Annotated in this window: 18 protein-coding genes; all 18 read left to right on the top strand. The window is 47.8% G+C overall.

Features of this window, described 5'->3' with window-relative positions; genetic code table 11:
- The first annotated feature begins 3 nt into the window (after positions 1-3).
- The 18 genes from BLA28_RS21025 (at position 4) to BLA28_RS20935 (ending at position 20,952) form a co-directional block, all read left to right on the top strand.
- The gene (locus tag BLA28_RS21025; RefSeq protein ID WP_044970423.1) at positions 4-705 is read left to right on the top strand and encodes a response regulator transcription factor; all 702 of its coding nucleotides are present in this window, start codon (positions 4-6) and stop codon (positions 703-705) included.
- The gene (locus BLA28_RS21020; protein ID WP_069158776.1) at positions 702-1,982 is read left to right on the top strand and encodes an ABC transporter substrate-binding protein; all 1,281 of its coding nucleotides are present in this window, start codon (positions 702-704) and stop codon (positions 1,980-1,982) included. The genes BLA28_RS21025 and BLA28_RS21020 overlap by 4 nt, the downstream gene beginning before the upstream one ends.
- A 273-nt stretch (positions 1,983-2,255) precedes the next feature.
- Complete coding sequence (locus tag BLA28_RS21015) at positions 2,256-3,569, top strand: ABC transporter substrate-binding protein (protein ID WP_069158777.1); 1,314 nt, start codon at positions 2,256-2,258, stop codon at positions 3,567-3,569.
- Positions 3,570-3,703: 134 nt separating this feature from the next.
- Positions 3,704-4,624, top strand: coding sequence for a carbohydrate ABC transporter permease (locus tag BLA28_RS21010; protein ID WP_044970417.1), 921 nt, complete (start codon positions 3,704-3,706; stop codon positions 4,622-4,624).
- Between the two features lie 12 nt (positions 4,625-4,636).
- A complete protein-coding gene (locus BLA28_RS21005) occupies positions 4,637-5,488 on the top strand; it encodes a carbohydrate ABC transporter permease (RefSeq protein ID WP_044970415.1) in 852 nt (283 codons plus the stop codon).
- Between the two features lie 136 nt (positions 5,489-5,624).
- Positions 5,625-6,458: an alpha/beta hydrolase gene (locus BLA28_RS21000; protein WP_069158796.1), complete on the top strand. Its 834-nt coding sequence runs from the start codon at positions 5,625-5,627 to the stop codon at positions 6,456-6,458.
- 43 nt (positions 6,459-6,501) lie between these two features.
- Complete coding sequence (locus BLA28_RS20995; RefSeq protein WP_069158778.1) at positions 6,502-8,508, top strand: beta-galactosidase; 2,007 nt, start codon at positions 6,502-6,504, stop codon at positions 8,506-8,508.
- Positions 8,509-9,160: 652 nt separating this feature from the next.
- Positions 9,161-10,621: an extracellular solute-binding protein gene (locus BLA28_RS20990; RefSeq protein ID WP_069158779.1), complete on the top strand. Its 1,461-nt coding sequence runs from the start codon at positions 9,161-9,163 to the stop codon at positions 10,619-10,621.
- Between the two features lie 168 nt (positions 10,622-10,789).
- The gene (locus BLA28_RS20985) at positions 10,790-11,704 is read left to right on the top strand and encodes a carbohydrate ABC transporter permease (protein ID WP_069158797.1); all 915 of its coding nucleotides are present in this window, start codon (positions 10,790-10,792) and stop codon (positions 11,702-11,704) included.
- A complete protein-coding gene (locus BLA28_RS20980) occupies positions 11,705-12,568 on the top strand; it encodes a carbohydrate ABC transporter permease (RefSeq protein ID WP_069158780.1) in 864 nt (287 codons plus the stop codon).
- Between the two features lie 324 nt (positions 12,569-12,892).
- A complete protein-coding gene (locus BLA28_RS20970) occupies positions 12,893-13,966 on the top strand; it encodes a 6-phosphofructokinase (protein ID WP_044970409.1) in 1,074 nt (357 codons plus the stop codon).
- Positions 13,967-13,979: 13 nt separating this feature from the next.
- On the top strand, positions 13,980-15,560 hold the full coding sequence (gene dnaX / locus BLA28_RS20965; protein ID WP_069158782.1) for a DNA polymerase III subunit gamma/tau: 1,581 nt from the start codon (positions 13,980-13,982) through the stop codon (positions 15,558-15,560).
- A 36-nt stretch (positions 15,561-15,596) separates the two neighbouring features.
- Complete coding sequence (locus BLA28_RS20960) at positions 15,597-15,944, top strand: YbaB/EbfC family nucleoid-associated protein (protein ID WP_009254596.1); 348 nt, start codon at positions 15,597-15,599, stop codon at positions 15,942-15,944.
- Positions 15,944-16,540 carry a recombination mediator RecR gene (recR, locus tag BLA28_RS20955; RefSeq protein ID WP_044970405.1) on the top strand — a complete coding sequence of 199 codons (597 nt, stop codon included), beginning with the start codon at positions 15,944-15,946 and terminating at the stop codon, positions 16,538-16,540. The genes BLA28_RS20960 and recR overlap by 1 nt, the downstream gene beginning before the upstream one ends.
- Before the next feature lie 51 nt (positions 16,541-16,591).
- Positions 16,592-17,632 (top strand): aldose epimerase family protein, encoded by a 1,041-nt coding sequence (locus BLA28_RS20950; protein WP_069158783.1) that lies wholly within the window; start codon positions 16,592-16,594, stop codon positions 17,630-17,632.
- Positions 17,633-17,787: 155 nt separating this feature from the next.
- Positions 17,788-19,131, top strand: a complete 1,344-nt coding sequence (locus tag BLA28_RS20945) for a LysM peptidoglycan-binding domain-containing protein (RefSeq protein ID WP_069158784.1) — start codon at positions 17,788-17,790, stop codon at positions 19,129-19,131.
- 119 nt (positions 19,132-19,250) lie between these two features.
- On the top strand, positions 19,251-20,453 hold the full coding sequence (locus BLA28_RS20940; protein WP_069158785.1) for a DUF5711 family protein: 1,203 nt from the start codon (positions 19,251-19,253) through the stop codon (positions 20,451-20,453).
- Between the two features lie 16 nt (positions 20,454-20,469).
- Positions 20,470-20,952 carry a CvpA family protein gene (locus BLA28_RS20935; protein WP_069158786.1) on the top strand — a complete coding sequence of 161 codons (483 nt, stop codon included), beginning with the start codon at positions 20,470-20,472 and terminating at the stop codon, positions 20,950-20,952.
- Positions 20,953-21,396 lie beyond the last annotated feature (444 nt).

The following is a 21,396-nucleotide window of genomic DNA, read 5'->3' as shown; positions in this document are numbered from 1 at the left end:
GAAATGATTAAAGTACTGATTGCGGAGGACATGCCCGCTCTATTAAAAAAATACCAGAGACTGCTGGAAAAGGACAGTGAGCTGGAGGTGGTGGCCGCCGTCCAGAATGGATACGAGGCGGTGATGAAGACCGTGCTCTGCCAGCCGGATGTCATACTGATGGACATTGAGATGGAAACAAGGACCGCGGGGCTGGATGCCGCCAGCCAGATCCTTTCCCAATATCCTGAGGTAAAAATCATCATCCTCACTTCCTATGAGGATGATGAAAATGTATTCCAGGCATTCAAGCTGGGTGTTTCCGATTATGTTCTCAAAAATTCCAAACAGGAAGAGCTGATTACCTGTGTGAAGGATGCTTATGCGGGCCGTTCCCCGATCCGGCCGGTGATTGCGGAGAAAATCCGCCGGGAATTCCAGCGTGTCAAACAGAGTGAAGACAGCTTCCTGTATAATCTCATGCTGGTCACTCAGCTGACACAGACCGAAATCGATATTCTGGATCTTCTTCGTCAGGGCTATGAACGCTCGGAAATCTGTTCCATGCGCTGCGTGGAGATGACCACCCTGAAGAGACATATCCATAATATTCTTAAGAAATTCGACCTGGATTCCATGGCTGAGGTGGTTAAGCTTGTGAATGACCTCAAAATTTATGATTATCTCCATAATGTAAAAAATATGGACTTGAAGGATACGAGATGAAAAGAAAAAGGAAAGCCCCGGCCCTTCTGGCGCTTGGGATATCAGCGGCCCTTCTGCTTGCGTCCTGCGGAAAAGACGGAGACAGGCAGGATACCGAACCGGGTGAAATACAGCCTTTGGGAAAACAAAAAATCATATGCTATGATGTGACGGTCAGCGCTCCTTATATGGAGGATCTAGTGAGCGTGTTTAACGCACAGAGCAGCACCACTGAGGTGGAAATGCGTTATCTGGAGGATTCAGACTATGAGGATGAAATAGCCCGGGTACTGGAATCCGGTGAAAAGCCGGACATCCTATGGCTGCGCCAGCCCTCCAAGTCCAACCGGATGGCGGAAGCCGGCGGACTCTATGATCTCTCCGATATGGTAACCCGCAGCAGTCTGGATATTTCCAAATACGGACAGTCCCTTGATATTGTCCAGCTGGATGAGCGGATTTATTCCCTGCCCTTTATCCAGAATATATGGCTTCTATTTTATAATAAGGATATTTTCGATGAGCTTCAGCTGGAGTATCCGGGACAGATGACCTGGGAGGAATACGCACAGCTGGCGGTAAAAATCAACGGTACCGATCCGGACGATGTCAGATGGGGCGGTTATCTTCCGATCTGGGTTCCCAATCTGGGCGCCCTGGAGCTGGGAGAATACCTGTATGATGATGAACTGCCTGCGACCATGGATTTCCTGACATTGATGGATCGTCTCTATAACAAGGATCACAGCCATCCGAACCCGACAGAAATGGAGGAAATCTATGCGCCGGGCTATGACACCTTCCTGGACGGGAAAATAGGAATGATGATAAACGGGGACTGGACGATACAGATCCTGCAGAACCTGGAGGCGTCCAGAACGGAAAACTGCCGCTGGGATGCGGCGCCCCTTCCGCTGACCAACGGAGCGGAGGCGGGAACCTCCATAGGAAGCAACTCCTATCTTGCGGTTTATTCCCAAAGCCGTTATCCGGAGAATGCTTTTGAATTCCTGGAATTCTGCTGCGGGGAGGAAGGCGCCTCCATTCTTGCGGCCCGTTACTGCTTCCCCTCCTACTTCACGGAGAGCGGCAGAGAAAACTATATGCAGAATGTAGATTTTGCACAGACCGGATTTTTCTTTGATGCCATTCTGCAGAATGAAGAAGGCAAGCACGTGCTTTACCAGGATATGAGGGATATCTTTGACAGGGAGGCGACTTCTTATCTGAAAGGGGAAAAATCCCTGGATCAGGCAATGAAGGATTATATGCAGACGAGGAATGCTCTTCAAAAATAAAATACAGGAAAAAGGCACGGTTGACTTTTTTCCGATAACTTCTTTCAGAGGGTGGGTGTAGAAAATCTCATCCTCTTTTTATTGTCTATTTTGATTGATTAGAGCAAATAAGAAGTATAAAACGCTGTGTTTCAAGGAAAAATAGACAAAACAAAGATTATTTTTTTGTTTAAAAGGTGTAGATTTTTTGTGACTTTTCAGAATCGATACAGCAGTTATAATAAAATCATCAGGAAACACGAAACGAGATGTTTTAGTTCAAAGGAGGCAATTATGAAAAAGAAAGCATTAAGCATTCTTCTTACTGCAGCAATGGCAGTTACCATGCTGGCAGGATGCGGCAGCAGCTCTTCCGATAACGCTGCAGGCTCTGGCGCAGCAGCAGGAGACACCGCAGCACAGAGCGAAGCGGCAGGAAACGAAGCGGCTGCAAGCGGAGACAAGACAGTTATTAACTTCTATTATTCCACAGACCTTGAGAAAACGGCATCCAAAGAAATAGCGGCATTCAATGCAGCTAACAGTGATATTGAAGTCGTTGGACACAGTGTGGCAGAAGGCGACTATGATGATAAGGTTAAGGTTATGACGGCCGGCGGATCCACAGATGCTGATATCTATTGGGTTCGTACCCCTGCCCAGATGGCACAGTATACAGAAAACGGTGCATTTGTAGATTTGGCTCCCTATGCGGAAAGCACCGGTGTGGATTTAAGCCCTATTAAGGATTCCTCTCTTGCAGGTGTAACCGATGCAAACGGTGCATTTTACGGATATCCTACAAGCGGCTCCTGCTGGATGCTGTTTTACAACAAAGAATTATTCGATGCAAAAGGCATTGATTATCCCGAAAATCTCACATGGAATGAATACCTTGATCTGATTAAGGAACTGACCGGAGAAGAAGACGGTACCAAATACTGGGGCGGCCTTATGCCTATCTGGACTCCTAACCTGGGAGCCATTCCTACCGGCGAATACCTTGATGATGAGAACCTGACAAGAACAAAAGAATTTGCACAGATTCAGCACCGTATGTATGTAGATGATGCAAGCGCACCCGGAATTGCAGAAATGACCTCCGGTACCTTTGACATCACGGCTTATTTCCAGGCAGGCAATATTTACACCATGATCAACGGTGACTGGATGTTCAGACTGCTGGAAGCTGATTTTGAATGGGGCGCAGCTCCGCTGCCGATTTTTGAAGGCGAAGAAGAAGGATCCAGCGTTGGACAGAGCTCTTATCTGGTAATTTCTTCTACCTCCAAGCATCCGGATGAAGCATATAAGTTCATCGAGTTCTATTGTACCTCTCCGGAAGGAACCTCTATTATTGCTGAAAACAGTGATGTTCCTTCTTATACGACAGATGAAGCTATGGAAGTATATAAGACTCAGGTTAATGTTCCGGGTGTAGAGTACCGTTTCTCTGCAAAGATTTTGGATGAGCAGAAGGGTGAGGAAGGTTATGCTTCTCTGATTGAAGCATACAATCAGGAACTGCAGCTCTACCTGCTGGACGAACAGTCACTGGATGATACCTTCAGCAATTACGCCGAGTTACGTGACGAGATTTTGAACTAAGACAGCAAAAGTACAGAAATTGTACTTGAGGAAACCGCGTGAATCCGGCGCCTTTGACAGGGGCGCCGGATTTTAGCGGCTATGATATGCCGGCCTGCGGGTATGGGCATATGTGAAAAAGGAGGAGATGTAGCATGGCAGCTTCCGTGAAGAAACAGCCTAAGAAACGGATGAGCAGGGCGGCAAGAAAAGAAGCTATCACAGGATACCTGTATTTGCTCCCCAACTTCATCGGATTTTTCATATTCACAGCTATTCCGATCATTTTGGGACTTTTAATCAGCTTTACCGATTACAACGGTTTCAAATGGAAATTTGTAGGGATTAGCAATTATTTAAAAATGTTCGGGGACTCTCAGTTCAAGGCGGCCCTTGTGAATAACCTGGTATACTCTGTAGTCAGCGTACCTCTTACCATAGCATTTTCACTGATACTCGCGCTGGCACTCAATCGGAAGCTGTTTGGCGGCGGATTTTTCAAAACCGTGTTCTTTTTCCCCAACCTGACTTCCATGGTAGCTATCGGATGTATTGCCATGCTGCTCTTCCAGCCCGTGGACGGACCTGTCAACCAGGCGCTGCGTGCTATCGGCATCGCCCAGGAGCATCTGCCCAAATGGTTTATGTCCACCAAAACGGCCCTTCTTACGGTAATCATCGTAGTAGTATGGAAACAGGCCGGTTATTATATGATTATGTTTATGGGCGGCTTGAAAAGCATTCCCAATCATTTGTATGAAGCAGCGAAGATTGACGGTGCCAATTCATGGAAACTTTTCTGGCATGTGACCTGGCCGATGCTTTCCCCCACAACCTTCATGGTTGCTATCCTGTGCTTTATCGCATCCTTCCAGGTATTCGATATCATCAACGTAACCACGCAGGGAGGGCCGGGACGCTCCACCAGTGTGCTTGTATTCCGCATTTACAAGGAAGCATTCGGTGAATGGAAGATGGGATATGCATCCGCAATCGCTTACTTCCTGTTTGTTATCATTCTGATCATCACCCTGATTCAGTGGAAGGGTCAGAAAAACTGGGTAAACGAAGATTAAAGGAGGTCCGCAATGGCAAAACAAGCACAGCAACAGAACAAAAAGAAATTAAAAATCAGTACTGTCCTGATTTTCCTTTTCTGCTGTATCGTGGCATTTACGATGTTAGTCCCCTTTGTGTGGATGGTCAGCGCTTCCTTTAAGCTGAATTCGGAGATTTTCTCCTATCCCGTAAAGTGGATTCCGGAAGTGTTCCGGACACTGAATTATGAAAAAGTATGGCAGAGCATACCCTTCCTGCAGTATTTTCTGAACACCCTGAAGCTGGCGGTTATCATCACCCTGCTCCAGCTGTTCACCTGCTCCCTTGCGGCCTTTGCATTTACCAAGCTGCAGTTTCCGGGAAGAGATAAAATATTTGTGGCTTACCTGGCAACCATGATGGTTCCCTGGCATGCCATCATGATCCCCCAGTTCATCGTGGTTAAGGCGTTCGGCATGTACAATACCCACCTTTCCCTCATTGTATTGCAGGCATTCAGCGCCTTCGGCGTATTCCTTCTGCGCCAGAACATGCTGAGCATACCTAACAGCCTTCATGAAGCGGCGAAGATTGACGGCTGCTCCACCTTCGGCATTTACCGCAGGATTATCCTTCCCCTGTCCCAGAACGGTCTGGCGACCCTTACCGTCCTCACCTTCAACAGTGTATGGAACGACTACATGGGCCCCATGATTTACCTGGACAGCGACAGGCTGAAAACCATCCAGCTGGGCCTTGCGTCCTTCCAGCAGCAGTTCTCGGCGGATTACGGCGCTATTATGGCAGGCACGGTGTGTTCGGTTATCCCCATCATCATCGTATACTGCATCGGACAGAAATATATTGTGGAAGGCGTTGCCTTCGCCGGAGTAAAGGGCTGATATACGGGAAAAAAGTATATTCCTTCCGCCGGTATTGACGGCATACACAGGATATTGTATAAAGGAAATGGACCCGCGCATGGCGTGGGTTCCATTTCTTTATGGATAAATAAGTATAACAGGAGTGATGGCAGACATGAAAACAATTTCAATTTATCCTCTGCAGGATTCCGGAACCCTTCTGACCGGTTACCTGCACCCTTATTTTGAAGAAATGCCCCACAGGAAGACGCGTCCCTGTGTGGTGATATGTCCCGGCGGGGCTTATAAATACTGCTCCGACAGGGAAGCGGATCCCATAGCGGAAGCTTATTTTGCAAAAGGCTTCCAGGTATTTGTCCTCTATTACAGTACCACAGGAAAGGAAATGGAGCGTCCGGCAACCGGTTTTACGCCATTATGCGAGCTTTCCGCAAGTGTGGTACATATCAGGGAGCACGCGGAAGAATACGGAGTGGATCCCGCCAAAATCGCGGTCTGCGGCTTCTCTGCCGGAGGCCATCTGGCAGCCAGCCTGGGAGTCCACTGGAACAGCGAAAAACTCCGTGCCCTCTGTCCGGCGGAGGGACGGCAGAACCGTCCGGATGCCATGATCCTTTCCTATCCTGTCATTTCCGCTCAAAAGGAGGTTCATCCGGAGTGGCATGACAGCTTCAGCGCTCTTCTGGGCCCGGAACGCACGGAGGAGGAAGAAGCCTATTTTTCACTGGAAAACCAGGTGGACGAAGATACGGTGCCCGCTTTCTGCTGGCATACCATGGATGACGACTGCGTGTGCGTCACCAATACCATGCGCTTTGTGAAAAGCCTGTATGAGCATGGAGTCCCGGCAGAATGCCACCTTTTCGAGCATGGGCATCACGGCCTGTCCATGTGCACCCAGGAGGTGGGAGATGACTATCCCCATGTGGCGCATTGGTTTGAATTGAGCTGCGAATGGCTGTGCACCCGTTTTGACTGGAAGGTATAAATAACAGATTGCAGGTCCGCCTCTGCGGACAGATAGGAGCATTATGGTTAAAAAAATGTTATATGGCGGCGATTATAACCCGGAGCAGTGGGACGAAGCAGTTTGGGAAGAGGACATGCGCATGTTCCGTCTCGCAGGGATTGACTGCGTGACATTGAACGTATTCAGCTGGGCGGCCCTTCAGTCCGATGAGGTAACCTATCATTTCGAACGGCTGGATAAGATTATGGAGCTGGTTCGTAAAAATAACCTGAAGGTGGTAATGGCTACCTCTACGGCGGCCCATCCGGCCTGGATGGCAAAAAAATATCCCGAAGTGCTGCGCACGGAATTCAACGGCATGAAAAGAAAATTCGGCAGCAGGCACAATTCCTGTCCCAATAGCCCCGTCTACCAAAAATATTCCGTGGCCCTCGCCCGTAAGCTGGCAGAACGCTACGGAACGTATGACAACATTGTGACCTGGCATATTTCCAATGAGTACGGCGGAGAATGCTACTGCGAAAACTGCGAAAAAGCGTTCCGCGTATGGCTGAAAGAAAAGTACGGAAGTATCGAGGCTCTCAACAAGGCCTGGAATACCAGCTTCTGGGGACATACCTTCTATGATTGGGATGAAATCGTCGTTCCCAACCTGCAGAGCGAGCATTTTGCCCAGGATCGCACCACATTTCAGGGGATTTCCCTGGATTACCGCAGGTTCAATTCCGATTCCATTCTCCAAAATTATCTGAGAGAGTATGAAGCGGTCAAGGCTGTTACCCCTCATATTCCGGTGACGACCAACCTGATGGGCTTCTATAAGGCCCTCGATTACCAGAAATGGGCCGGATACATGGATGTGGTGTCCTGGGACAATTATCCCGATCCCACCGATCCCCCCGCGCTGGTTGCCATGCGCCATGACCTGATGCGCGGCCTGAAGCAGGGAGCCCCCTTCATGCTCATGGAGCAGACCCCCAGCGTGACTAACTGGCAGTCCTATAATCTCCTGAAACGCCCCGGTGATATGCGGCTCATCAGCTATCAGGCGGTGGCCCACGGCGCGGATACCGTGATGTTTTTCCAGATGCGCAGAAGCATCGGCGCCTGCGAAAAATTCCACGGCGCGGTCATTGACCATGTCGGCACCGAAAATACCCGGGTATTCCGGGAAGTAAGCCAGCTTGGAGAGGAACTGAAGCAGCTGGGAGACACCACCCTGGATTCCAGGACGCCTTCCAAAGCGGCGATGCTCGTGGACTGGGATAACTGGTGGGCTCTGGAATACTCCGCAGGCCCCAGCTGTGACCTGAAATACATGGACGAACTCGCTAACTATTATACGGCTCTTTACGACAATAATATCTCCGTGGACATCATATCCGCACAGGATCCGCTGGATGATTACAAAGTGGTGATCGCCCCGGTTATGTATATGACAAAGCCCGGTGCGGATGAAAAAATCAGGAAGTTCGTATCCGAAGGAGGCACCTTTGTAACCACCTTCTTAAGCGGCCTTGTGGATGAACACGATCTTGTCATCACAGGCGGATATCCCGGAAAGCTGCGCGATATCCTGGGTATCTGGGTGGAAGAAACAGATGCGCTGCCCTCATATATGAAGAACAGTTTTTCCTGGAACGGAAAGGACTATGACTGCGGCCTGATCTGCGATATCATGCATATGGAAAACGCACAGGCCCTTGCCTGCTATGATAAGGATTTCTATGAAGGAACCCCTGTACTGTCCAAAAATGAATTCGGCAAAGGCCATGCCTATTATGTGGCAACCCGCGCCGGACAGGATTTCTATGCCGATTTCCTCAACAAGGTATTGGAAGAGCAGGGCGTGGAGCCGGTTTTCAAGCCCTGTAAGGGAGTGGAAATCACCATCCGCCGGAAAGAAGAAACCAATTTCCTCTTCTTCCTGAATCATAATCCGCAGGAAACAGTGCTTATCGCTGAAAAGCCGGGAACCGATTTGCTCACCGGAAAAGAATACCGTCCCGGAGACGAAATCGTTCTGCAGACAAAAGGAGTGGTTCTCTTTAAGGAACAGAACGCCTGATATTACAAAATATATGGCAAATTATTTTTGGCTCTTTCTCTCAGATGGGAGAAAGGGCCTATTTTTATGTCTGTTTCATTTTACTGACTCAAACTCCGCACATGCCCCTGTCCCCTCCGGCCTCTGTTTCCGGCGCTATCAGCCGGTTTGGATTTCCATCCCCCTGCGCCGGCCGTGCAGGAATCCTTAAAGGGGACACTCTCGTTCGGATAAACACGCAGCGGTACTAAGGCCGCAAAATACGCGGCCTAAGGACCGGCGAGTTTATACGCCCCTTACAGGAAACCCTGCACGGCCGGCGCAGGGGGATGGAAATCCAAACCGGCTGACAGCGCCGGAAACAGAGGCCGGAGGGGACAGGGGCATGTGCGGAGTTTGAGTTACTGATATTTAATGTGAACAAGCTGAAAAAGGAGAGATAATAATCGTTTTTACATATATAATATATTTTTGCTGCAAAACCTTAAAAATCTAGTAAAAAGTGCTTGCAAAAATAGGGGGGGGGTATAATTGCACTATAAAAATTGTATAAATGATATATCTTTGTGCGAATTGCTGAGAGGGAAAAGTGGGCCCATCAGTCGCCTGAATACCTGTATATCCTGCTGAGGAAATATCATTTATTACGGAAACCAAGGAGGAAACAAACAGTATGAAGAGAAAGCTTTTATCTATCGTTCTTGCGGCTGCTTTAGCAGGAACCATGCTCGCGGGATGCGGATCCGGGAGTTCTTCCGGCAGCCAGAATGCTCCGGCGGCAGGAAAAGAAACCGGAACGGAAAGCAAGGCGGAAACAACGGCTGAAGCGGCGGACTCCTCTTCGGCAGGCGCTTCCGGAAAGCAGACAGACGGCAAGAACCTTCCGGAGCTGACGACAGAACCTCTGACAATTACCCTTTGGGATATTTCAACGGAAGATCCCGGCAAGACCACAATGGAAGGGGCAGTACAGAGATTTATGGATGACTACCCCAATATCACCATTAATCTGGTGCATCAGCAGAATGATAATTACAAACAGCAGCTGGTGGTGGCGATGAGCTCCAAGCAAGCGCCGGATATGTATATCCACTGGGGCGGCGGCCCTATGGCAGAATACTACAAATCCGGTTTCGTAAATGATATCACGGATATGTTTAATACCTATGACCATCCCGACTTTATTGATGCGGCGGTGGCGCAGGCTTCCTATGACGGAAAAATTCTTTCCATACCTTTCGGCGGATTGTCCGGATGCGATATTTTCTACAACAAGACTATTTTCGCGGAAGTGGGAATTGAAGTTCCTGAGACGATCGATGAGCTGGAAGCGGCATGTGATAAGCTGGTGGCGGCAGGCTATGTGCCCTTCGCACTGGCAAACGGATCCAAGTGGACCGGTTCCATGTATTATATGTACCTGGTAGCGCGTCATTCAGGAAATGCTGAGTTTGACGCTGCCTATACCCAGGAAGGATCCTTTACCTCCGACGCTTTTATCTGGGCAGGAGAGAAGATCCAGGATTGGGTAAAAAAAGGATATTTCCCCGATGGTGTAAACTCACTTTCCACAGATGACGGACAGGACAAGGCCCTGCTGTATGACAATACGGCGGCGATGATGCTGCATGGTTCCTGGCAGGTATCCGGTATCAGGGCGGATAATCAGGAATGGTACGATGAGAATATCGGCGTATTCCGTTTCCCTGAGGATTCGGAAGCAGCTGCAAAAGGGGTTCCCCAGGATGTTGAAATCGGAACGGCGATCGGTAACGGCTTCTCCTTCAACTGCTGGAACGCTGACGGTTCCGTGGATCAGACAAAGCTGGATGCCTGTTATGTGCTTGCGACACAGTATTATAACGATGATGCCTATAACCAGAGACAGCTTGACAGCGGAACCATTCCTTCCATCAAAGGATTTGAAGAAACCATTGATGATCCCAACATGAAAGTGGTTGCGGATGTATTCTTTACCGCATCCAATGTGCAGCTATGGTATGACCAGTACCTGCCTGCGTCGGTTACAGAAGTGCATAAGGATTGTATGACGGAACTGTTCGGTCTGCAGAAAACTCCTGAACAGATAGGCCAGGAGCAGGATGCCGCTATGAAGGCGGCCATAGCCGAATAAAATTCGGCGGGCCGGCGATAAGATGATTGGAAACAACGTTTGTCACGCAGTGCGGGCCATCCGTTGTTCAAAAAGCCCGCAGGAAAATTTCTCCTGCGGGCGGATTTTACTACAGAATTATTTGAAAGGCAGACTATTTGGAAAATAGTTTACCGGAAAGGAGATAATGTGGGTCCTGAAAAAAAAGCAAACGGTCTGGCCGGAGCGAGAGCAAAAAGTACCGCCAAAGCGGCTGCGGTATTCCTCCTTCCCGCATTAATTTTAATTGTGGTGTATATGATCTATCCTGTCATCGATACCTTTGTGACAAGCGCTTACAGCTGGAACGGTATTTCCTCCAACAAAATCTATATCGGAATCAGCAACTGGAAAACCCTGCTGTCGGATCATTCCTTCTGGTCTGCATTCGGCCATAATGTGATAGTCATGATTTTTTCCATCCTGCTTCAGATTCCCCTGGGCCTTCTGCTTGCTACCTTTTTGGATGCAGGAGGCAAGAAATTCAATATCTTTAAGATCATATGGTTTCTGCCTTATCTGATGAGCTCCGTAGCCATTGCCTTTTTGTTTACCTATGCACTGGCTACGAACGGAGGTATCTTCTCCTCTCTGGGAACTCTGATCAAGGGAAGCAAAGTGACCGTGGATCTTCTGGGAAGAAACCCTCATGCGCTTTTCTCGGTAATCGGAGTAATGGCATGGCAGTTTACCCCTTTCTATATGGTTTATTTTATTGCCGGCTACGGAAATATTGATACCACAATTTATGAAGCGGCCGTTATTGACGGAGCCACAAGAGGCCAGTACCTGAGGCAGATTGCTATTCCTCTGCTGGGGCCGATTTTTAAGACCGCATGTACTATGTCCCTGATTGGTTCCCTGAAATATTTTGACATGATTTGGAATATGACCGGCGGCGGTCCTGCAGGGGGAACGGAATTGATGGCTACTTATATGTATAAGCTGTCCTTCCAGCAGTTCAATATGGGCTATGGCTCCTGTGTCGCGGCAGGTATGTTCATTCTGATAACTGCCATCGCGCTGCTGTTCCAGAAGATTTTTGTAGTAAAGGAGGACTATTAAATGAGTGGAGAAAAAGAGGTTGATTACCGGAAGGAAAAGCTGAAATCCAGAATTGCATGGGCGATCGCCATTTTCTTTGCATGTGCCTGGCTGGTAGTTACGCTGGTTCCGTTCTTCTTTATGATCATGAACTCTTTCCGCAAACAGTTTGATATGCTGGCCCAGGGAGTGTTCCATCTTCCCGATCCATGGTATTTCAACAATTATGTGGAAGTCATGACCCACGGCTTCTTCGGCTATTTCTTCCGAAGTGTGCTTGTCGTTGCCGTTTCATTGATTTTGATGCTGGCGATTTCCGCCTTTGCCGCATACCCTCTTTCCCGAATGAAATTCAAGCTGAGGGGTTTTATCTATGCAGGAATCGTGGCAATGATGTCTATCCCCATGCATGTGACACTGATCCCCATTTTTAAAATGACCACAAATATGGGATTGTACGACAGCCTGCAGGCACTGGTAGGCCCCTATGTTACCTTTGCGCTTCCTATGTCCGTATTTATCCTCACAGCCTTCATGACAACCATTCCGAAGGAAATTGAAGAATCCGCCGAAATTGACGGCTGCAACAAGTTCAGGAATTTTTTCGCCATCATCCTTCCTCTTTCCAAATCAGGACTTTCCACACTGGCTATTTATAATGGTGTTTCCATGTGGAATGAATTTGCATTTGCCAATACCCTCCTGCAGACAGCTTCCAACAAAACCCTGCCCTTGGCCCTGGGACAGTTTAAAGGAGAACATTCACTGGACATTCCGATCATACTGTCCGTACTGGTACTGTCTGTATTGCCGATGATTATATTATTCATTACTTTCCAGGATAAGCTGGTTAAAGGGATGATGGCCGGGGCTGTAAAAGGCTGACGTCATCCGGAATCCTTTATGCCATATACATTAATGAAGATAAAAAATACCGGCACTTTATTAAGCTGCCGGTATTTTTATATCCTGATTGAAAACCGGCATTCGAAAAAAACATTGTACAAGCCGGCAAAACATTGTATAATTTTAGGTAATCAGTGTATTTTATCTATGTTAATATGTTGCATAATAGAATCGCCGGCTAAATCTGCGGAAGGCTTTCTTCAGGGGATTTCCGGCATTGTTTTTTGGGGGTGATTTTCCTGCAGGGCAAGGCTCTGCATGGGATAGATTGCAGAAAACAAAGATAAAAGGAGGGTTCTGTCCATGATAAGAATTGGAATGTTAACCAGCGGCGGGGACTGCCAGGCTCTGAATGCGGCTATGAGAGGTGTTGCCAAAACATTGTTCAATGCTAAGGAGGAAGTGGAAATCTATGGATTCCTGGATGGCTACAAGGGTCTGATCTATGGAAAATTCCGTATGTTGACCAGCTCGGATTTTTCCGGTATCCTTACCAAAGGCGGCACCATTTTAGGCAGCAGCCGGATGCCCTTTAAGCTCATGCGCGATCCGGACGAAAACGGCCTGAACAAGGTGGAGGCCATGAAGCAGAATTATCATAAGCTTCAGCTGGACTGCCTGGTTATCCTGGGGGGCAACGGAACCCATAAGACGGCTAACCTGCTGAAAGAGGAGGGACTTAATGTCATTACGCTCCCTAAAACCATTGATAATGATCTGTGGGGAACCGATATGACCTTTGGCTTCCAGAGCGCGGTAAACATCGCAACAGAAGCCATTGACAATATCCATACCACGGCTGCTTCCCATGGAAGGGTATTCATCGTGGAGGTTATGGGCCATAAGGTTGGTTTCCTCACTTTGAATGCAGGAATGGCAGGCGGGGCCGATTTGATTCTGATACCTGAAATCCCTTATGATATCGATAAGGTTATCGCCGCCATTAAAGAACGCCATGACAGAGGAAGCCGTTTTACCATCCTTGCAGTGGCGGAAGGCGCCATCTCCAAAGAAGACGCCAAGCTCAGCAAGAAGGAATATAAGAAAAAACTGGAGAATTACACCTTCCCGTCCGTGTCCTATGAACTGGCGGATCAGATCGCCAGGAAAAGCGGAATGGAAGTACGGGTGACCGTGCCCGGACATACACAGAGAGGCGGAACTCCCTGCCCTTATGACAGAGTGTTCGCAAGCCGCCTCGGCTCGGAAGCCGGCAAGCTGATCCTGAAGGGTGAGTACGGTTTTATGGTAGGTTATAAGAACCGGGAAATCGTAAAAGTGCCCCTTGAGGAAGTGGCGGGCAAACTGAAAATGGTAGATCCCAATTCTTCCATTGTAAAAGAAGCCAAAATGCTGGGAATCAGCTTTGGCGATTAAGAAGAGGTAAAAAATGTCTTACACAGCTCTTTACCGTAAATTCCGGCCGGAACGTTTTGAAGATGTGAAAGGCCAGGACCACATTGTTACTACATTAAGAAATCAGATAGAGGCGGATCGAATCGGCCATGCCTATCTGTTCTGCGGGACAAGAGGGACAGGCAAAACGACCATTGCCAAAATATTTGCAAAAGCGGTCAACTGCGAAAATCCGGTGGACGGTTCTCCCTGCGGGGAATGCCGAAGCTGCCGTTCCATCGCGGCAGGCGCCAGCATGAATGTGATAGAAATCGACGCCGCTTCCAACAACGGCGTCGATAACATCCGCGAAATTGTGGATGAGGTATCCTATTCTCCTGCCGAAGGCCGTTTTAAGGTTTATATTATAGACGAAGTGCATATGCTGTCCATAGGAGCCTTTAACGCCCTTTTAAAAACCCTGGAGGAACCGCCGTCCTATGTAATATTCATACTTGCCACCACGGAGGTGCATAAAATTCCTGTGACCATTCTTTCCAGGTGCCAGAGATATGACTTTAAGAGAATTTCCATAGAAACAATCACCGACCGGCTTCGGGATCTGATGGTTCAGGAAAACCAGCAGGTGCAGGAAAAAGCCCTTCGTTATGTGGCTAAGGCAGCGGACGGCTCCATGCGTGACGCCCTGAGCCTCCTGGATCAGTGCATTGCCTTTCATTATGGAAAAGAACTTACCTACGATATGGTTCTGGATGTGCTGGGAGCCGTGGATACGGAGGTTTTCAGCCGGCTTCTTCGCGCCGTGCTGGAACGCAGCGTGACGGACTGCATCGGCATTCTGGAAGAAATCGTCATGCAGGGCAGGGAACTGTCCCAGTTTGTATCGGATTTTACCTGGTATCTGCGCAACCTTCTGCTCATAAAGACCTCGGAAGACAACGCTATAGAAGATGTGGTCGATGTTTCCAGTGATAATCTTGTCAGGCTGAAAGAAGAAGCGGGGATGGCCGAAACGGATGCCATCATGCGCTATATCCGGGAGCTTTCCGAGCTTTCCGGAAGAATACGCTATGCCGGCCAGAAGCGGATTTTAATAGAAATGGCGCTGATTAAGCTGTGCCGTCCTCAGATGGAAATCAGCCAGGATTCCCTGCTTGACAGGCTCCGGGCCGTGGAACAGCAGCTGGAAAAAGGAGTAGTCGTGCAGCAGCCTGCTCAGACGGCAGCTCAGGGCAGCGCCCCGGAACAGAAAACGGCCCGTCCCGGTATCTCCATGGCGGAGCTTCCCAAGGCCATACCGGAAGATGTATCCAATATCGTTGCCAATTGGCCGACCCTTGTGGGACAGACGGCTATGCCCATGAAGCTGTACCTGAAAAAGGCGAAACTCAGCCTGGGCGGTGATAACCGTCTGATGATAGTTCTGGAGGATGGCCTTGCTTCCGATTATTTCCTGAAGCAGGAAGGCAATAAGGAAGAGCTGGAGAAGCTGCTTTCCGAATTCGCTCAGAAAAAGGTCGAGGTAAATATGACGGTTTCCCGTTCCGACAGGGATTTTGAAGATTCCTACGTGGATTTAACCCAAATCATCCACATGGAAATAGAAGAAGAATAACAACAAAAGCAAGAAATAAGGAGGTCATAACAGATTATGGCAAAAAGAGGCGGATTCCCGGGCGGCGGTATGCCCGGAAATATGAATAACCTGATGAAGCAGGCACAGAGGATGCAGCGTCAGATGGAAGAAAGCCAGAAAGAGCTGGAAACCAAGGAATTTACGGCAAAGGCAGGAGGCGGTGCGGTGGAAGTCACTGTTACTGGCAAGAAGGAAATTACAAAGGTAAAGCTGTCTGAAGAGGTAGTGGATCCTGATGATATCGAAATGCTTGAGGATCTTGTGGTGGCGGCGGCCAATGAAGCCCTGCGAATGGCGGAAGAAGCCAATACGGAAATGATGGGCAAAATGACCGGCGGTCTTGGCGGAGGCTTTCCCTTCTGATGGATCTTTACAGCGGATATATTAATAAGTTAATCGATGAGCTGTCAGGCCTGCCGGGAATCGGAAGCAAATCCGCCCAGCGGCTGGCCTTTCATATCATCAATATGCCGGCGGCCAAAGTAGAGAGGCTTGCCAGAACCATGACGGATGCCAAGGAGCACGTGAGGTATTGTGAAGAATGCTATACCCTTACGGATTCCGAAAAATGTCCGATCTGTGCGAATGAACGCAGAGACCACTCCGTTATCATGGTGGTGGAAAATACCAGGGATCTGGCAGCTTATGAAAAAACCGGCAAATATGAAGGGGTATATCATGTCCTTCACGGAGCCATTTCCCCCATGCTGGGAATTGGGCCCAATGATATCAAACTGAAGGAACTGATGCACCGCCTTACCGGAGAGGTTAAGGAAGTGATCATTGCCACCAACTCCAGCCTTGAAGGGGAAACAACAGCTATGTATATCGGGAAGCTCATAAAGCCGACAGGAATTAAGGTGACAAGAATTGCCAGCGGTGTCCCGGTAGGCGGAGACCTTGAATATATAGATGAAGTCACTCTGCTGCGCGCGCTGGAAGGCAGAGTGGAAATGTAACGGAAACAGTATGCGTAAATGTGTGCCCGGGCACGCAGAAGGGAGCGTAAAATGGGAGTACAGAAGGAACTTTTTGGTACTGACAAGGAGGGAAAAGAGGTATACCTTTATACCCTTTCCAACAGCAGGGGTATGAAGGCGAAGGTGATGAACTACGGAGCCATCCTTGTGGATTTGATCGTGCCTGACAAAGAAGGCAAAACAGCTGATGTGGTTCTTGGCTATGATAAGCTGTCCGAATATTTTGTAAATGGCTGCTTCTTCGGAGCGGTTATCGGACCCAATGCCAACCGTATAGCCAATGCCAGATTCATACTTGACGGGGTGGAATACCATCTGGATCCAAATGACGGTATGAATAATCTCCACAGCCATAAGGATCTGGGCGTTCATAAGAGAATATGGGAAGCACAGGAGATTGAAAACGGCGTTGTATTTTCCGTTGATATGCCTGATGCAGATTTAGGATTTCCCGGAAATAAAACACTTAAGGTTACATATTCAGTTAATGAAGAAAATGAACTTAAGCTGGAATACAGCGGAATCAGCGACAAAAACACAATTATTAATATGACCAACCATTCCTATTTTAACCTGGACGGCCATGATGCCGGAGATATATCCGAGCATCAGGTTACTATCCATGCCAAATATTTTACGGAGATTCTTCCCGGCGCTATTCCTACCGGAAAGCTGGTTCCTGTGGAAGGAACGCCCATGGACTTCAATACTCCTAAAAAAATAGGGGAAGAAATTGATAAGGAATGGGATCAGCTGGAAAAGGTTGGAGGCTATGATCATAACTGGTGTCTGGATAACTATGACGGCAAGGTGAGACTTGTCTCCTCAGTAACCAATCCTTCCGGAAGCAGAACCATGAAGGTATTTACCGACCTTCCCGGCGTACAGTTCTATACCAGCAACGGTATGGCCGAGCAGACCGGAAAAGGCGGGGCAAACTATGGAAGCCGCACCGCTTACTGCCTGGAGACACAGTTCTATCCCGATACGGCCAATGAACCGGATTTCCCTTCCGCAGTTTTCGGCCCGGATAAGGATTACCACAGCGTAACCATTTTCCGTTTTGAATAAAAGAAGATAAGCCTGAAAGCCAGAATTTGCATTCTATGCGGTTCTGGCTTTTTATATACCGTTTTTTGTCGAAAAGAATATAACCATTGCCGCGCATTCCGCCAAAATGTGCGTCCTTTCTTTGCTATATTGAAAGAAAAAAAGGCGGTGGCAGTATGCAGATTCCTAAAAATGTGGTACAGGCAGGCGACGTGGACCCCTGTCACAAAATATACATAGAAGACTACGTATATACATATCTTTCCCAAAACCGGAGTGGGGACAAGTCCGCGGATTTCTGCCTGTATGGAAAAACGGAGACAGAAGGAGAAGTCCGGTACTATTTTATTTATGGTGCGGCAAAAGAAGGACCCGGATGGGAAATGACGGCAAGAAGATATTTTTCCAGACAGATCAGAATCGGGGAGGCTTCTGTGGATGAACAGGAAGCCTGGCTTTTTTTTGAAGACGGCTATGCCACCCCTCTGGAAGGCTATTTTATTTTTTATGAGCAAAATGAGGATATGCAGTCCTATCTTATAGCGGTACACCAGAACCAGCCCGGGGAAACCGTGCAGGAGGTCAGGCCCAGGGCGGTGAGAAGCCCTGAAAAGAGCAGAAGGGTATATGAAAGTACGGCGGAGCCTCCGGAAGAAAAAGAAACGGCCAGCGCAGAACCCCGGAGAATCAGACGTTTTCCGCATAATTATAATATGGAACCGGAGATTGAGAAGGAAAGCGGCCAGGAAAAGGTTATGCAGGCGGCTGAAACCTATAGCCGGAAAAGGCCTGACAGCCAACAGACGAACAGCAGGCGGTCAGCGGTATCCCACAGCTCATTTTTCAGCAGGGCAGCAGGACTTGCAATCCTTCTTGTACTCTGCGTAATCGGAGTGACTTCCATTAACCGCTATAATGATATGAAAGAAGCGGGAAATATGTTTGCCGGCGCGGCAGGCCAGCTTGATAATAACGGGGAAGAAAAAGCGGCGGCAGGCAGTGGGGAAAAAACCGGTTTCCAGATAGAAGAAAAACAGGCAGCCCTGCCTGATACGGATAACGGTACGGCCGGAGAGAGCATTTCACTGCCGGTGCTATCTTCATCGGTGAATGGAACAGCTCCGGAAGAACAGCAGTCTCTTCCTGATGCGGCAAATGCCGGTGAACAGCAGGTACAGAACTCAGTGCCGGAAACACAGGCACCAGCAGGACAGTCCCCGGAGGACTCACAAAACTCCGGCCAGGCAGCAGCCGATCAGGATACCGCAGCAGCGGAAGGTCAGAATACTCCGGCGGAATCAGACGCTGAGGTCCAGCCGGCTTCTGATATTACATCCGATGCGGTAGCGGCTTCCGCACAGATCCCTTCCAGCTATATCGTACAGTCCGGAGACAGCCTTGCCCTGATATGCCGCCGTTTTTACGGTAATCTGGATAAAATGGATGAAATCTGCGAATTGAATTCTATTTCCAACCCCAATCGTCTGACCCCGGGACAAAAAATTTTACTTCCTAACTGAAAATTTATGGTATAATCCCAATAGGGCAGAGCCAGGTGAAAAAAAGCCGCGTGATTTTGCATCAACGGGGCTTTTTTTATACAGCGAAGCGAAAGAACAATCATGATTTGAGGATTTTTATGTCAAATGTGCGTGACTATCTGCGTAAAAGAGCAGAGCGTAAAGAAAATAAACAAACTGCAAAAAATGTGGGAAACCTGATAATTAAACACAGGATGGCCATTATTTCCAGAACGATTCTGGTAATCCTTCTTTGTGCCGCCCTGGGCGCCACGATCTACGTACAGCTTAAAAATCAGGTTTTTACGAGTTATGTTACCCTTTCTTCCGTTGATAAGCAGCAGTATGATAATGCGGTATGCTTAAACTATGAAAAGGGTTTCCTGACCTACAGTAAGGATGGTATCAGCTATACGGATAACAAAGGCAATGCTATTTGGAACCAGACCTTTGAAATGCAGGATCCTATGGTACGCATAGCCAGGACCAGAGTTGCCGTGGCAGATTATAACGGACACATCATACATAACATAGCATTATCAGGGGATGCTGTGGAGATAGATACCAATCTGCCAATCCGCCAATTTGCATTGGCCGAAAATGGTATGGTGGCGGCCATATTGGAAGATACTAATATCACCTGGATTTATCTCTATAATTCCGCAGGTGAAAAAGTGGCATATATAAAGACCACCATGCAGAAAAGCGGCTATCCGGCAGCGGTTGCCCTTTCCCCGGACGGAAAGCTGATGGCGGTATCCTATATTACAGTGGAAAGCGGTGCTGCCAAAAGCAGTGTTGCGTTTTATAATTTCAGCTCGGTCGGCCAGAACTTTGTAGATAATTTTGCCAGCGGAGCAGACTACGTGGATGCTGTCATTCCCTATCTCACATTCATAAACGGCGATACAGCTTTTGCCGTAGCGGATAACCGCCTTGTCATTTACAGCGGAGACCAGAGACCGAAAAGCACGGCGGACGTTTCGCTGGAAGAAGAAATACAGAGTATTTTTTACAATGAAAATTACATCGGTCTGGTATTCCTCGACACAACCGGTGCAGGAAAATATCGCCTGGATATCTATAATACCTCCGGAACCGTAGTCACCTCCCTGTACTTTGATATGGATTATAAGGATATCATCCTGTACAAGGACATAGTCATTATATATAATGAAACTCAATGTACGATATTTAATATGAAAGGTCTGGAACGGTTCCGCGGTGAATTTGAAAAGCCTGTTCTTTTATTTTCACCCATCAGCACGAAAAAATACCTGACCGTTTCCAAAGACAGTATTGATATCATAGAAATGAAATAGGAGTATGCATATGCAAATGAATATTAATATTCTGCTGATCATTGCTCTGGCCCTGTGTCTGTGGAGAGCCTACAGAGGATTCCGCGTAGGGATGGCAGAAGAAATATACCGGCTTATTTCCCTGGTGGTCGCCCTCTTCGTACTGGCGCTTTCCATTATGGCCATTTCCAGCTTTATGGATCATAATACTAAGAACGGGATAGTGGCTGTTATCCTTATTATAATAACAGGGATCGTTTTCCATCTCCTGAGTATTGTGCTCAACTCCCTGAAAACGGTGGCCAAGCTTCCCATCATCAGTTTCTTCAACAGCATTTTAGGAATCGCAGCAGGAGTTTTGGAGGTGGCGGTCGCTTTTTGGATTCTCTACATTATTATACAAAACTTCCCGACAGGCTCCTTCGGTGAACAGATTATGAAGTGGACCAATGAAAATGAATGGCTGCTCCGTTTGTATAACTCCAATTATATTTCAGGCTGGATATCTCCTTTTCTATAGATATCCGGCCCTTTTTTATTTTACACCTCAATCCGGCCTTCTCCCTCCTGGAGGAAAAAAGAGAGCGGAGCCCCGATAAAAAGCCTCTGTTAACACAATATCTTGTACTGAAAAACACAAGATATTGGGGTTAATAAAATATTCCAAAAAGTTGTTAAAAAATTCAAAAAAAATGTTGACATCTAACGATACATAATGCTAAAATAAGACTCACCGCGAACAACGGTGAAACAACAGCTTGAAAGAAATAAAAAAAGTTAAAAAAAGTGCTTGACTGACAGAACAACATGTGATAAGATATCAACTGTTGCGGCTGAGAAAGCAGCACACAGAACCTTGACAAATAAACAGTAATGCAACCCTGAAAATTCTAAAAAAGAAAATTCAGAGAACAAGTTTTAAAGCTTCGAGAGAAGACCTTTAAGACACCCAAAAACAGTAAGA

This window comes from Eisenbergiella tayi (assembly GCF_001881565.1).
Lineage (GTDB): Bacteria > Bacillota > Clostridia > Lachnospirales > Lachnospiraceae > Eisenbergiella > Eisenbergiella tayi.
The sequence above is the reverse complement of the archived record's forward strand: the minus strand, read 5'-3'. Positions and strand labels throughout refer to the sequence as shown.